A 13,779-nucleotide genomic window follows, 5' to 3' on the forward strand; every position below is an offset into this window, starting at 1 on the left:
CACGGGGAACGACCCACGCCCGGCGCGCGATCGGCGGCCTGCGTGCGGGGCATGATGCTCTCCCGCATGTCCACGTCCACGTCGCCGTTCGGCTGCAGTTCCCGACGCGCGCGCCGACGCGCGACGCAGCGGATGCCGCGAACTGCAGCGCGAGGTGGGTCGAGGTCGGGTCACCCCGACCCCGAGCCAGGCACGGGAGGTGGGTCGCGGGCGGATCACCCCGACCCCGAGCCAGGCACGGAGGGCGGGTCAGGCCGCGCCGGGATGCGGGATCTCGCGCCAGAGGTCGACGCCGTCCTCCTCCGACGGCCCGCCCACCGAGGGAGACCGGCCCACGACGGTGACCGCGACACGCTCGTCGGGCGACGTGCGGATGTAGAGGCGGTCGGAACTGGCCGAGCGGAGAGCCTCGGCGAGCTGGGCGCGGATGATCGACAGCGTGTTCTCGTCGAGCCCCTCGAGCCCGCCCTCGTCGAGCACCGTCACGTTCGCACCGCGGCGGCGCGCGCGCTCGAGCTCGGCGCGCACTTCGTCGTCCAGCAGCCGCGGACCGCGCATCTCGTCGCGCAGGCGTCCCTCGGCGAGACGCGCCTCGAGCCGATCCTCCTCGTTCAGGCGCCCACCGGTGGCGACCGTGCGCGTCAGTACGGGGCCGGCGACCGCGAGGGCCTCCTGCACCTGAACGCGACGCTCGCGCTGCCGCATCGCCTGCGACGCCTGCCAGGCGGATGCCGCACGCTGGAGCTGGGCGAGGCGGCCGGTGTCGCGGGCCGCGCGGTCCAGCGAGAGGACGAGCAGCTGCGCGCACGTCACCCACACGATCGAGCCGACGAGGCCCAGTGCCAGGGCGGAGGCCCACCCCATCCAGAACATCGAGGCGACCGCGAGGAGGGCGATCCCCGTCCACGCGGTCCAGGGGCGGCGCCGCACCATGACGATCGTCATGAGTGCACCGATGCCGCCGAGGTACCACGTCGCGAAGGGGGCCGTCCGCCACTCCTCGCCGACGGCGAGGGAGATCGCCGTGGGGACGATGGCGGCGCTCGCCAGCGCGAGCATCTGCGCGGGCACCGGCAGGCGCTGCTGTGTGCGCTTGAGGGATGCCACGGCCATGACGTCGTCGCCCCCGTGCTCGTTGCGCGACGGCTCCCAGAAGATGCAGATCCACGTGGTGGCGAGGTACAGGCCGAGCGCGGCGACGACGGCGAGCGGATACGGCACCGTTTCGGTCCACCACAGTCCGCGCGCGGCGAGATAGGCGGTGAAGGCCACGCCGAGAGCGACGAGGACGTTCTTGACGCTCGTCATGCCGCCCCCTGCCGCCATTCCAGACGCACCGTCGTGCCGTGGCGCCCGGAGTCGATCGTCGCCGTGCCACCGACCGCGGCGACCCGGGCGAAGATCGAGGCGCGGATGCCGAGACGATCGTCGGGCACGTCCTGGAGGTCGAAGCCCTCGCCGTGGTCACGCACCTCGATCGCGATGCGCCCGTCGCCGCCGGTAACGATCACCGCCAGCCCCACCCCGCCCGCGTGCTGGAGGGCGTTGGCGATCGCCTGTGTCGCCGCGAGGGTGAGCGCACGCGCGACGCGTCCCGGGACCGCGGGACTGTCGGGTCCGACGGTGCTCGCGACCTCGATCGGATCCCCGACCTCGCGCGCTCCGAGGGCGATGTCGTCGGCGATCGCGCCGACGTCCCGGGGCTCGTCGGGACCCTCGTGCGCGTCCTGCTCGGTGTTGGCCAGCCGCGTCAGCGCCTCCCGTGCCATGGCCGAGGCCAGCTGCTGCGCGCGGGGGGTGTCGGCGCGCTCGGCCGCGATGAGCGCCGCCAGCACGCTGTCGTGCATGAGCGCCGCGACCGCGACGCGCTCCTGCTCGGCGGCGTCGGCCGCGGCCGCGGTCGCGTAGGAGGCCACCGCGCGAGCACGTGTCTCATCGACGTTCGCCGCGACCGAGCGGAACATCCAGCCGAGCGTGAGGATCACCCCGCCGAGGATGAGGGCGAACGACACGTCCAGCCCGAGCGGGGGAAGGAAGACCCCTGCCTGGTCGGATGCCTGGATGAGCCGCACGAGCCCGAACAGCAGCGGGCACAGGATCGTCCACGCCACCTGCACCGGCAGCGGGAACGCGAGCACCGCCGCGAGCGTGGCGATGTTCACGAGGTACCAGATCCATGGCTGGCCGCCGGGGTCGGGGGTGGATCCGGCGGAGGCGACCGGCCACGCGATGAGCGCGAGCACGTACGCGAAAGCGAAGACACCGGCGCACACGCGCACGCCGCGTCCGACGAAACAGGCCAGGATCATCACGGCGAGCGGCGCGAACACGAAGACCATCAGCGGGAAGTGCCAGCCCTCCTGCTCCTCGCTGGGACCGAGCGCCGTGAGGAACGCCTGCGCTCCCAGCACGAGGGAGCCGAAGCCCGCGACGATCGAGATGATCCGCTCGACCCGGGTACGGGTGAACGAGCCGATGCCGGCGGTCGCCTCCCGCGAGCGGGGGATCTGACCCCATGCGCTGTCGAGGAGCGAGACGGGTGCCTCAGCCGTCACCGGCACCGCCCCCCGGCTCCGCGGCCGACTCGGCGAGGATCCCGTCCTCCATGGCGCGGCGGAGCAGGTCGACCTTCGTCGGCGCGGGGCGCCCGACCTCGACGTACTTCACGCGGACGCGTGTGATATTCTCCTTGGCGGTCGAGTAGGCGACGCCCAGGCGATCGGCGACCACCTTGAGGGGAAGCCCCGCCGCATACAGGCGGAGCACCTCGCGCTCGCGGGCGGAAAGCTGGGCGTCGGCGAATTCGCGATCGCCTTCGACGGCGCTGGCCCACTCCACGTTGTTGAGGGGTTCGCCGCGCGCCACCGTGGTGACCGCGGCGATGACGTCGTCGATGCGCGAAGACTTGCTCACGACTCCGGCGGCGCCGGCGGCGAGAGCCTCGCGCACCGCGGCGGGTCGGTCGGCGACGCTGTGGATGATCACGCTCGAGCCGTCGAGCACGAGGCGCCGCACATTCTCGGTCACCGTCGTGCCGTCGCCGAGGGTCAGGTCGAGCACCACCACGTCGGCGGGCGCCGCCCCGGTCTTGGACCGCCAGGTGAGATAGGCGGTGACCGAGCTGCCCGAGAAGACGACGTCCATGGTCTCGGCGCGTTCGCAGGCCGCCTCGAGTCCGAGCCGGACGGACTCGTGATCGTCGATGAGGGCAACCCGCGTCATGCCGCCAGCCTAGCCCCGGTCAGCGGGAAACGAGGGTCGCCACGGCCTCGACGTGGTGCGAGTTGGGGAACAGGTCGAAGCCGTCGATCCGGGTCGGTTCGTACCCGCGCGCACGGAAGGTCGCGATGTCCCGCGCGAGGGCGACGGGGTCGCACGCGACGTAGACCACTGCGGCCGGGGACAGCGACGTCACCGACTCGACGACCTCACGCCCGGCGCCCGCGCGGGGCGGGTCGAGGAGGACGACGCCTCGCGACAGCCTCTCGCGCTCGGCGGCGGATGCCTCGGCGACGACTTTCGCGAGCCAGCGGTCCACGCGCCCGGTCTCGGCGCGCGCGCCGACCCACTCCGCGAGGTTCTCGCCGGCGTGGTCGGTCGCACGGGCGTCGGACTCGACGCTCGTCACCCGCGTGGCGGAGCCGCTCTGCCCGGCGATGGCGGCCGCGAAGAGCCCGACGCCGCCGTACAGGTCGAGGTGCCACGCGTCGGGGTCGACTCCGCCGACGCTTCCGAGGGCGGCGGTGACGGCGCCCGTGAGAGTGGATGCCGCGAGCCGGTGCACCTGCCAGAAGCCGCCCGCGTCGACGCGGAACTCGCGTCCGCCCACGCGTTCCACGACGATCTCCCGGTCAGCTCGTCCGCCGCGCGGCGGCCGCGCGCGTCCGCGCCCCGCGGGCTCGTCGGGCCGGGGCAGCACACGGACGCGCCCGTCGGCCGGCTGCACCAGATCGATCCGGCCGGGCTTCGCGCCGCGGAGCTCGAGCGCGGCATCCTGCACGGCCGAGGTCGCGAGCGGCAGATCCCGGACGGGGATCACTCGATGACTTCGCGCGGCGTAGGGGCCGATCCGGCCGTCGGCGTCGACGTGCAGGCTCACGCGGGTGCGCCACCGGGTGCCGTCCGCCGTCTCCTCGTCTCGCACCGACGACTCGGCGTCGAGGATCGGCGCGACCCCGCTGATCGTCGCGGCGGGTCCGATGATCCCGCCGAACCGCTCGAGCGCCTCGAGGAGCACCTGCAGCTTCAGCTGCCGCTGGTGTCCGAGCTCGATGTGCCCGAAGTCCGCGCCGCCGGGCCGCTGCTCTGGAGGCGTGTCGATGTCGGCCTGCCACCACACGTGCGCGCGGCGGTGGGGCGAGGCCTCCGTGACCTCGAGCGCATCGGCACGCCAGAACGAGGACTTGCGGGTGTCGGAGAGACGCACGACGACGCGCTCGCCGGGGAGCACGTCGGGCACGAACACGACGCGTCCCTCATGGCGGGCGACGAACACGCCGCCGTGGGCGACACCGCCGATCTCGAGCTCGATGATGCGTCCGTCCGCTGTCGTGTCCGCCACGGGGAAGAGCCTACGGTGGTGGCATGCGCGTGTGCCTCGCCTCGACCTCGCCCGCCCGGCTGATGCTGCTGCAGCAGTTCGGAATCCGTCCCCTCACGGTGGCGCCGAACGTCGACGAGGAAGCCGTGATCGCGGCGGTCGAGGCATCCGAGGGCCGGACGCTCGCGCCGGACGAGCACGTGCTCCTGCTCGCGCGGCGCAAGGCCGCCGACGTCGCCGCCCGACTGGCCGACGACGACCCGTCGTTCGACGGCATCGTGATCGGCGGGGACTCGATGTTCGAGCTCGACGGCGACATCCTCGGGAAGCCGTACACCGCCGACAACGCGTCGGCGCGGTGGCGTTCGATGCGCGGACGCACCGGGGTGCTGCACTCCGGCCACGCGGTCGTGCGCGTGAGTCCGGGAGCGGCTCCGCACGAGGTGCACGCCGTGGCCGAGGCATCCGTGAGCTTCGCCGACGACGTGACGGATGCCGAGATCGACGCGTACGTCGCCTCCGGCGAGCCGCTGCACGTCGCGGGGGCTTTCACCGTCGACAGCCTCGGAGGCGCGTTCATCACCCGCGTCGAGGGTGATCCGTCGACGGTGGTCGGGATGTCGGTGTCGACGCTGCGCCGGCTGGTCCGGGAACTCGGAGTCGAGTGGACCGGGCTGTGGAACAGCACCGACCCGTCGTTGCAGCCTCCGGCGGCAGACGGGTTCTCCGGCAGCCCGGGGTTGTCGTAGAAGTCCCACGTCTTCGCCCGGTTCTTGTATGAACCAGTCAAAACCGGGCGGCGGCGCCCCGTTAGGCTGGCAACCATGCCTCGAATCGCCAAGGTTCTCGTTGCCAACCGCGGCGAGATCGCCGTCCGCGTCATCCGTGCCGCCCGCGACGCCGGGAAGGCGTCCGTGGCCGTCTACGCCGATCAGGATCGCGACGCGATGCACGCCCGTCTCGCCGACGAGGCCTACGCGCTCGACGGGTCGACGAGCGCCGAGACCTACCTGTCGATCGACAAGATCCTCTCCGTCGCACGCCGCTCGGGAGCCGACGCGGTTCACCCCGGCTACGGATTCCTCGCCGAGAACGCCGATTTCGCGCGCGCCGTGATCGGCGCCGGCCTGATCTGGATCGGCCCGTCGCCCGAGGCCATCGAGGCGCTCGGCGACAAGGTCACCGCGCGCGCCGTCGCCGAGAAGGTCGGCGCACCCCTCGCCCCCGGCACCCCCGGACCCGTGGCCGGCGCCGACGAGGTCGTCGCGTTCGCGCACCAGGTGGGGCTGCCCATCGCGATCAAGGCGGCGTACGGCGGGGGCGGTCGCGGACTCAAGGTCGCACGCACGGTCGAGGAGATCCCCGAGCTGTTCGACTCCGCCACGCGCGAGGCGATCACCGCCTTCGGCCGAGGCGAGTGCTTCGTCGAGAAGTACCTCGACAAGCCGCGTCACGTCGAAACCCAGTGCCTCGCGGATGCCGCGGGCAACGTCGTGGTCGTCTCGACGCGCGACTGTTCGCTGCAGCGCCGCCACCAGAAGCTCGTCGAGGAGGCGCCGGCGCCGTTCCTCACCGACGAGCAGAACGCCACCCTGTACGCCGCCTCGAAGGCCATCCTCGCCGAGGTCGGATACGTCGGCGCGGGAACGTGCGAGTTCCTCATCGGCGCCGACGGCACGATCTCGTTCCTCGAGGTGAACACCCGCCTCCAGGTGGAGCATCCGGTCTCCGAGGAGGTCACGGGCGTCGACCTCGTGCGCGAGCAGTTCCGGATCGCCGAAGGCGAGGAGCTCGGCTACGACGACCCCGTCGCCGAAGGGCACTCCATCGAGTTCCGCATCAACGGCGAGGACCCGGGTCGCGGGTTCCTCCCCCAGCCCGGCCCGATCCACGTGTTCAAGACGTTCGGCGGCCCCGGCATCCGGCTCGACTCCGGCGTCACCGCCGGCGACAGTGTCTCGGGCGCATTCGACTCCCTCCTGGCGAAGATCATCGTCACCGGCCGCGACCGCGCCGAGGCGCTCGCGCGCTCGCGTCGCGCGCTCGACGAGTTCGAGGTGGCCGGGATGCCCACGGTGCTCCCGTTCCACCGCAAGGTCGTGCGCGACCCCGCCTTCACAGCCGAAGACGGCGAGTTCGGCGTCTACACGCGGTGGATCGAGACGGAGTTCGTCAATGACATCCCGGCGTGGGACGGTGAGCTCGAGGCCCCCGGTCCGAGCGAGAACCGGCACACGGTGGTCGTCGAGGTCGCCGGCAAGCGCCTCGAGGTGAGCCTCCCCGACCGCGTGGTGGCCGCACCCGGGGTGGCCGGACGCCCGGCCGCCGTGCCGCCCTCGCGTCGCTCGCACGCTCCCACCGTGGTGGCGGGCGCCTCCGGTGACGCCGTCAAGGCCCCGATGCAGGCGACCATCGTCAAGGTGGCCGTCGAGGACGGCCAGCAGGTCGTCAAGGGCGACCTCGTGGTGGTGCTCGAGGCGATGAAGATGGAGCAGCCGATCCAGGCCCACAAGGACGGCGTCATCGGGGCGATCAACGCCGACCCCGGCACGACGGTCTCGGCCGGGCACCAGCTGCTGACGATCTCCTGACCGGGCGCGCCGATCCGCCGAGCGCTAACGCGCTGATTCGCAGAATCGCGCGAGGTTCGCAGCATCCGTCCCGATCCCTGCGAGTCTCACGCGATTCTGCGAATCTCCGACCCGAATGGGCGGCAGAGCGCGGACCGCGGCAGGGAAGAGGGATGCCGGTCAGCCGCCGTAGATCTCGTGGTCCACGACGTGCATCGCGCGCGCGGCGTCGGTGATGCTCCCCGAGAGGGACGGGTAGACGGCGAAGACGCGCGACACCTGATCGACGGTCAGGCGGCGCTCGACGGCGATGGCGATCGGGTAGATGAGCTCGGACGCGCGAGGGCCCACGATCACTCCGCCGATCACGGTGCCGCTCCCCTGCCGAGCGATCAGCTTGACGAAGCCGTCCTTGATGCCCATCATCTTCGCGCGCGGGTTGGCCGCGAGCGGCAGCTTGTGGACGACGCCGTTGATGAGGCCGTCCTCGATGTCCTTCTGCTGCCAGCCGATCGTCGCGATCTCGGGCGCGGTGAAGATGTTCGAGGTGATCCGCCGGCGCTCGAGCGGGATCACCACGTCGCCGAGCGCGTGGAAGATCGCGGTGCGGCCCTGCATCGAGGCGACCGAGGCCAGCGGCACGAACGTCGTGCAGTCCCCCGCCGCGTAGATGTTGGGCACGGAGGTGCGTGCGACGCGGTTGACCTGGATGTGACCCGACTCGGTCATCTGGACGCCGGCCTGTTCGAGCCCGATGCCCGCGGTGTTGGGGATCGAACCGACCGCCATGAGGCAGTGGCTGCCCTCGACGGTGCGGCCGTCGCTCAGGGTCGCCACGACCCGATCCCCGAGGTTCTCGACCTTGTCGGCCCGCGACTTCGACAGGAGCGTCATCCCGCCGCGCTTGAAGACCTTCTCGAGGACGGCTGCGGCATCCGAATCCTCGCCCGGGAGCACCTGGTCGCGGCTGGAGATCAGGGTGACCTCGGCGCCGAGGTTCATGTAGGCGCCGGCGAACTCCGCGCCGGTGACACCCGAGCCGACGACGATGAGGTGCTCCGGAATGGCCTTCATGTCGTAGAGCTGCGTCCACGTCAGAATGCGCTGGCCGTCGGGCTTGGCGCTCGGCAGCTCGCGCGGCGATGATCCGGTCGACACGAGGAGCGTGTCGGCCTCGATGCGATCGAAGTCGGTGCCCCCGGGACCCGTCGAGACCACGACGGCGTTCTCGCCGTCGATGCGGCCGTGACCGGAGATGATGCGGACCCCCGCCTCGGCCAGCGACGCGCGCATGTCATCGGACTGCTGGCGCGCCAGGGAGAGGAGCCGCTTGTTGACGGCGGCCAGGTTGATGGCGATCTCGGGCTTGAGCGGCATCCCGTCCTTGCCCTTGGCGAACAGCTGCACGCCGAGGTCGCTTGCGCCCGCGATGGCACTGGCGGCGTCCGCGGTCGCGATGAGCGTCTTGGACGGGACCACGTCGGTGATCACCGCCGAGCCGCCGATGCCGGCGCGCTCGACCACGGTCACCTCCGCTCCGAGCTGGGCGGCGGCCAGCGCCGCCTCGTAGCCGCCGGGTCCGCCGCCGATGACGGCGACGCTCTGGGTGCGCTCGAAGCTCACGGACATGTGCTCCATTCTCCCCCGCGAATCGCTCGCTCATCACCACGGCCGGGTCGCGACTGGCCCTGGCACCCCGCCCGTTCCTAGAGTGGGGGCATGTCAGACACCATCGGCAACCCCCTCGACGACCCCGCGACAGACCCCTTCGAGGTCGCGTCCGCGGCGGCGGGCGACATCGCCCGCCTCACGGGCGTCGAGCGGCACGACATCGCCCTCACCCTAGGGAGCGGCTGGGGAAAGGCGGCGGAGCTCATCGGCGAGACCACCGCGACCTTCCCCGCCACCGAGGTCACCGGTTTCTCCCGGCCCGCGCTCGAAGGTCACGTGGGCACGCTGCGCAGCGTGCTGACGCCGCGGGGCAAGCGCGTGCTCGTCATCGGCGCCCGCACGCACTACTACGAGGGCCACGGGGTGCGCCGCGTGGTGCACAGCGTGCGCACGGCCGCTGCCACCGGCGCACGCACGATGGTGCTCACCAACGGCGCGGGCGGCATGAAGACCACGTGGAAGCCCGGCACCCCGGTCCTCATCAGCGACCACATCAATCTCACCGCCGACTCCCCCCTCGAGGGCGCCACCTTCATCGATCTCACCGACCTCTACTCGATGCGCCTGCGCGACCTCGCACGCAGCGTCGATCCCTCGCTCGACGAGGGCGTCTACTGCCAGTTCCGCGGACCGCAGTACGAGACCCCGGCAGAGGTGCGCATGGCGAAGTCCTTCGGCGGGCACATCGTGGGGATGTCGACGGCGCTCGAGGCGATCGCGGCGCGGCAGTCGGGGATGGAGATCCTCGGCTTCTCCCTCATCACGAACATGGCCGCCGGCATCCAGACCACTCCGCTCAGCCACCAGGAGGTCATCGAAGCCGGCCGCGAGGCCGAGCCGGTGATCTCGTCGCTGCTGGCCCGCGTGATCGGCGCGCTGTGAACGGCGGCGAGGTGCCCGCGGCCGCACCGGACGCGCAGGATCCCGCGCCCGGGGCGGTCCCCGCCAGGCCTGCGGACGAGGCATCCCTGCTCGATCGCGCCCGATCGTGGCTCGCGCAGGACCCCGATCCCGAGACGCGGTCCGAGCTCGCCGCGCTGATCGAGGCGGCCGAGGCCGGTGACGAGGAGGCATCCGCCGGCCTCGCGGACCGGTTCTCCGCCCGCCTCGCCTTCGGCACCGCGGGTCTGCGCGGCGAGCTGGGCTCGGGCAGCAACCGCATGAACCGCGTGCTCGTGGCCCAGGCCGCGGCGGGTCTGGCGGCGTACGTGGTCGAGAAGGCGGGGGTGGATGCCGCGCCCCCGACGATCGTCGTCGGCTACGACGGCCGGCGCAATTCGCGCGTCTTCGCCAAAGACTCCGCGGAGATCTTCGCGGGCGCGGGGCTGCGGGCCGTGCTGCTTCCGCGCCTGCTCCCGACGCCGGTGCTGGCGTTCGCGGTGCGGCGGCTCGGAGCGGCGGCGGGTGTCATGGTCACCGCCAGCCACAACCCGCCCGACGACAACGGGTACAAGGTGTACCTCGGCGGTCCCGACGACGGCTCGCAGATCGTCTCGCCCGCCGACGCCGAGATCGCCGCGCACATCGAACGCGTCGCCGCGGCGGGCGACATCTCGACGCTTCCCCGCTCGCTCGGCTACGAGGTCGCCGGCGAGTCCGTCGTCGACGACTACATCGAAGCGACTGCGGCCGTCGCGCCCGCCCCGGCCGGCGCGGCCGGGCTGACGTGGGTGTACACCGCCATGCACGGGGTCGGGTGGGAGACCTTCTCGCGCATCCTCGAGAGGGCGGGATATCCGGCCCCGATCCCGGTCGCGGACCAGCTCGAGCCCGACGGCGCCTTCCCCACCGTGTCGTTCCCGAACCCCGAGGAACCCGGGGCGATGGATCTGGCCTTCGCGCAGGCGCGGGAGTCCGGCGCCGAGCTCGTCATCGCGAACGACCCCGACGCCGACCGGCTCGCGGTCGCCGTGCCCGATCCGGATGCCGACGGCGGCTGGAGACGGCTCACCGGAAACCAGATCGGCCTGCTCCTGGGGTGGCGCGCCGCCCGCCGCGCCGCCGAGGACGGCCACGCGGCGGGAGCGTCCCTCGCGTGCTCCCTCGTCTCGTCGCCGGGACTGCGCACGGTCGCCGAGCACTACGGGCTCGACTTCCACGCCACGCTGACGGGGTTCAAGTGGATCTCACGTGCGCCCGGCATCGTGTTCGGCTTCGAGGAGGCCCTCGGCTACCTCGTGAACCCCGAGACCGTGCGCGACAAGGACGGCATCTCGGCCGCGATCGCGATGCTCGGCATGGTTTCCGAGGCCCGCGGGCGCGGCGCCACGCTGTCGGACCTCCTGGCCGAGTTCGACGACACCTTCGGCGCCTTCGCGAGCGATCAGATCTCGGTGCGGGTCGACGACGTGTCGACGATCGGGCGGATCATGGATGCGCTGCGGGCGGATCATCCTTCCGCCATCGGCGAGGTCGCCGTCGAGCGGGTCGACGACCTGCGGGAGGGTGTCGACGAGCTGCCCCCCGGCGACGTCCTGCGGATCTGGCTGGTCGACGGCTCGCGGGTGATCGTCCGCCCGAGCGGCACGGAGCCCAAGCTCAAGCTCTACCTGGACGTGCGGGGGGATTCCTCGGCGGACGCCGCGGAGCGGATCGCGGCTCTGTCGGCCGGGGCGCGCGAGCTCCTCGACGCGATCGGCTGAGCAGGGTCGGCGGTCGCGCTCCTTCTCGCGCGGCGGCGCGGTGTCCGGGCCCGCTGCTAGAGTCTCGGCTCGGTGGATCGGTCGGCTATCGAGCGGGCGATCGCGCGATCACGCAGGAGCGAGGAACCCACGATGAGCGGCGCACACAGCGACGACGAGCCCGGCGCGCCGGGAGGCGGGGCGTCTTCGGCGGATCCGCCGCACTGGCTGCGCAACACGGTGATGTTCCTGAGCGGGCAGACCGTCAGCCTGTTCGGATCGATGCTCGTGCAGTACGCGGTGTTCTGGTACCTGACGATCGAGTACCGCTCGGGCGTCTACATGATGCTCGCCGCGCTCTTCGGCTTCCTGCCTCAGGCCGTCGTCTCGATCTTCGGCGGTGTGTGGGCCGACCGTCACAACCGCAAGTTCCTCATCATCGGCGCGGACTCCGCGATCGCCCTGTCGACGCTGGCGCTCGCGCTCATCATGCTCACCGGATTCGACGCGGTCTGGCTGCTGTTCCTGGTCCTGGCGATCCGCTCGGCGGGCGCCGGCATCCAGATGCCTGCCGTCTCGGCGCTGATCCCCCAGATCGTGCCGACGCGAAACCTCATCCGGGTCAACGGCATCAACGGCTCGATCCAGTCCGGCATGGCCCTGCTCGCGCCCGCAGCCGCCGGCGCGGTCTACGCGTGGTCCTCGGCGGCCAGCGGCGGCACGGCGGCCTCTCTCATCCCCATCTTCTTCATCGATGTCGTCACCGCGGTGATCGGCATCGGCATCCTCGCCTTCATCCCGGTGCGCGCGGTGCGCCGGGCGGCCGACGTCGACACGGGCTACTTCGCCGACCTCGTCAACGGCGTGCGCTACATCGTGCACCACGCGTTCGTGCGGTGGCTGCTCATCGTCTTCGCGATCATCTTCCTGCTCACCGTCGCGCCGTCCAACCTGACGCCGCTCATGCTCGTGCGCACCTTCCCCGCCGGTGAGACGCAGGACGTCGTGAACCTCGCCGTGCTCGAGATCGCCTTCAGCGTGGGCATGACCCTGGGCGGGATCGTCGTGGCGTCGTTCTTCGCCAAGCGCAGCCGGATCGGGATGATCGTGGTGTCCTCGCTCGTCTTCGGCGCGCTGTCGATCGGGCTCGGCCTCTCGGCGAACATCTGGGTGTTCTTCGGGTTCATGTTCCTCGTCGGACTGGCGGTGCCGTTCTTCTCGACGCCGTCGATGACGCTGCTCCAGGAGACCGTCGAGCCCGAGCGGCAGGGCCGCGTCTTCGGCTTCGTCGGCATCGTCATGGCCCTCGCGATGCCGGTCGGCATGGTGGTGTTCGGGCCGCTCGCCGACACGATCCCGATCGAGACGCTGCTCATCGCGGCCGGCGTGCTCACGTTCGTCGTGATCGGCCTCTCGGTCTGGCTGCCGGCCGGGCAGCGTGCGATCGAGGCCGCGCGGCGGGCATCGACCGTCGGCGACCGCGACGCCGCCAGTGCGGCCGAGGTCGTCGAACAGACCATGAAGGGCGATGACTCCCGCCGGTAGCAGACGCAGCCGGGGGCGAGGCGGGCGGAGTGGGCGCGAGCCGGAGGGCGCCCCTAGGCTCGAGCCATGCTCCTCAACCAGCCGGTGACGCTCGAGAACGACCACGTCCGCCTGGAGCCGCTGCAGCCCGACCACGCCGACGATCTCGCGATCGCGGCGACCGGACTGGAGTACGCCTGGTACTCGCTCGTCCCGCAGGCTCAGGACATCGCGGCCGACATCGCCCGGCGCCTCACCTGGCAGGCCGAGGGCCACATGAACGCGTGGGCGATCCGGCGGATCGACACGGGCAGGGTCGTCGGCGAGACGACGTTCTGCAACATCGACCAGCCGAACCGCCACGTCGAGATCGGTCACACGTGGCTCGGACTCGAGGCGCAGCGCACGGCCGTCAACACCGCGGCGAAGCTGCTGCTCCTTACGCACGCGTTCGAGGAGTGCGACGCGATCGCGGTGGAGTTCCGCACCCACTGGCACAACCGTCAGTCGCGCGCCGCGATCGCCCGCCTCGGCGCGAAGCAAGACGGGGTGCTGCGCAACCATCGCCTCGGGCAGGACGGGTCGCTCCGCGACACCGTCGTCTTCTCGATCCTCCCGACCGAGTGGCCCGCCGTCCGCCTCGGGCTCGAGGAGCGGCTCCGCCGCGGCTGACGCCGGCCGCGGCATCCTCCCCGCGTCCCGGATCAGCCCCCTGCCGGCATCAGGAGATCTGCGGCAGTCAGGATGATTCAGGCCTGAGCGTCCTGCGTCGGGCAGATTTCCTGATCCCCGTGGTGGGGGTGCGACACGGGAGGGACGGGCGACCATGCCGGGGCGAAAGCCCAAGCGACGA

11 protein-coding genes are annotated in these 13,779 nt (G+C 71.8%); 6 read left to right on the forward strand and 5 right to left on the reverse strand.

Annotation, left to right across the window (positions count from 1 at the left end; translation table 11 throughout):
- Positions 1 to 249: 249 nt before the first annotated feature.
- The 4 genes from ACFQ0P_RS01785 to ACFQ0P_RS01800 are packed head-to-tail and all read right to left on the reverse strand — an operon-like array spanning position 250 to position 4,561.
- The gene (locus ACFQ0P_RS01785; protein WP_204980017.1) at positions 250 to 1,308 is read right to left on the reverse strand and encodes a hypothetical protein; all 1,059 of its coding nucleotides are present in this window, start codon (positions 1,306 to 1,308) and stop codon (positions 250 to 252) included.
- The gene (locus tag ACFQ0P_RS01790) at positions 1,305 to 2,555 is read right to left on the reverse strand and encodes a sensor histidine kinase (protein WP_204980018.1); all 1,251 of its coding nucleotides are present in this window, start codon (positions 2,553 to 2,555) and stop codon (positions 1,305 to 1,307) included. Before ACFQ0P_RS01790 ends, ACFQ0P_RS01785 begins: the two co-directional genes overlap by 4 nt.
- Positions 2,545 to 3,222 carry a response regulator gene (locus tag ACFQ0P_RS01795; RefSeq protein WP_204980019.1) on the reverse strand — a complete coding sequence of 226 codons (678 nt, stop codon included), beginning with the start codon at positions 3,220 to 3,222 and terminating at the stop codon, positions 2,545 to 2,547. The genes ACFQ0P_RS01790 and ACFQ0P_RS01795 overlap by 11 nt, the downstream gene beginning before the upstream one ends.
- A gap of 19 nt (positions 3,223 to 3,241) precedes the next feature.
- A complete protein-coding gene (locus ACFQ0P_RS01800; protein ID WP_204980020.1) occupies positions 3,242 to 4,561 on the reverse strand; it encodes a class I SAM-dependent RNA methyltransferase in 1,320 nt (439 codons plus the stop codon).
- 23 nt (positions 4,562 to 4,584) lie between these two features.
- Between ACFQ0P_RS01800 and ACFQ0P_RS01805 the strand changes: the two genes are divergently transcribed.
- On the forward strand, positions 4,585 to 5,289 hold the full coding sequence (locus ACFQ0P_RS01805) for a Maf family protein (protein ID WP_204980021.1): 705 nt from the start codon (positions 4,585 to 4,587) through the stop codon (positions 5,287 to 5,289).
- A 75-nt stretch (positions 5,290 to 5,364) separates the two neighbouring features.
- On the forward strand, positions 5,365 to 7,131 hold the full coding sequence (locus tag ACFQ0P_RS01810; protein WP_204980022.1) for an acetyl/propionyl/methylcrotonyl-CoA carboxylase subunit alpha: 1,767 nt from the start codon (positions 5,365 to 5,367) through the stop codon (positions 7,129 to 7,131).
- A 159-nt stretch (positions 7,132 to 7,290) separates the two neighbouring features.
- On the opposite strand, the gene ACFQ0P_RS01815 is transcribed toward ACFQ0P_RS01810, so the two are convergent.
- Positions 7,291 to 8,748 carry an NAD(P)H-quinone dehydrogenase gene (locus tag ACFQ0P_RS01815; RefSeq protein WP_204980023.1) on the reverse strand — a complete coding sequence of 486 codons (1,458 nt, stop codon included), beginning with the start codon at positions 8,746 to 8,748 and terminating at the stop codon, positions 7,291 to 7,293.
- 81 nt (positions 8,749 to 8,829) lie between these two features.
- Between ACFQ0P_RS01815 and ACFQ0P_RS01820 the strand changes: the two genes are divergently transcribed.
- The 4 genes from ACFQ0P_RS01820 (at position 8,830) to ACFQ0P_RS01835 (ending at position 13,598) form a co-directional block, all read left to right on the forward strand.
- Complete coding sequence (locus tag ACFQ0P_RS01820; protein ID WP_204980024.1) at positions 8,830 to 9,663, forward strand: purine-nucleoside phosphorylase; 834 nt, start codon at positions 8,830 to 8,832, stop codon at positions 9,661 to 9,663.
- Positions 9,664 to 9,749: 86 nt separating this feature from the next.
- Complete coding sequence (locus tag ACFQ0P_RS01825; RefSeq protein WP_378772336.1) at positions 9,750 to 11,423, forward strand: phospho-sugar mutase; 1,674 nt, start codon at positions 9,750 to 9,752, stop codon at positions 11,421 to 11,423.
- A 132-nt stretch (positions 11,424 to 11,555) separates the two neighbouring features.
- Entirely contained in the window at positions 11,556 to 12,947 is a 1,392-nt protein-coding gene (locus tag ACFQ0P_RS01830) for an MFS transporter (protein WP_204980025.1), read from the forward strand.
- A gap of 66 nt (positions 12,948 to 13,013) precedes the next feature.
- Entirely contained in the window at positions 13,014 to 13,598 is a 585-nt protein-coding gene (locus tag ACFQ0P_RS01835; RefSeq protein ID WP_204980026.1) for a GNAT family N-acetyltransferase, read from the forward strand.
- Positions 13,599 to 13,779: the final 181 nt, after the last annotated feature.

Origin of the sequence: Microbacterium insulae (genome assembly GCF_042677065.1) — a bacterium.
GTDB classification, from domain to species: Bacteria; Actinomycetota; Actinomycetes; order Actinomycetales; family Microbacteriaceae; genus Microbacterium; species Microbacterium insulae.

Coding starts and splice junctions, on each gene's coding strand:
- ACFQ0P_RS01785 (WP_204980017.1), bottom strand. CDS start 1,308: ATGACGAGCGTCAAGAACGTCCTCGTCGCTCTCGGCGTGGCCTTCACC.
- ACFQ0P_RS01795 (WP_204980019.1), bottom strand. CDS start 3,222: ATGACGCGGGTTGCCCTCATCGACGATCACGAGTCCGTCCGGCTCGGA.
- ACFQ0P_RS01805 (WP_204980021.1), top strand. CDS start 4,585: ATGCGCGTGTGCCTCGCCTCGACCTCGCCCGCCCGGCTGATGCTGCTG.
- ACFQ0P_RS01810 (WP_204980022.1), top strand. CDS start 5,365: ATGCCTCGAATCGCCAAGGTTCTCGTTGCCAACCGCGGCGAGATCGCC.
- ACFQ0P_RS01815 (WP_204980023.1), bottom strand. CDS start 8,748: ATGGAGCACATGTCCGTGAGCTTCGAGCGCACCCAGAGCGTCGCCGTC.
- ACFQ0P_RS01820 (WP_204980024.1), top strand. CDS start 8,830: ATGTCAGACACCATCGGCAACCCCCTCGACGACCCCGCGACAGACCCC.
- ACFQ0P_RS01830 (WP_204980025.1), top strand. CDS start 11,556: ATGAGCGGCGCACACAGCGACGACGAGCCCGGCGCGCCGGGAGGCGGG.
- ACFQ0P_RS01835 (WP_204980026.1), top strand. CDS start 13,014: ATGCTCCTCAACCAGCCGGTGACGCTCGAGAACGACCACGTCCGCCTG.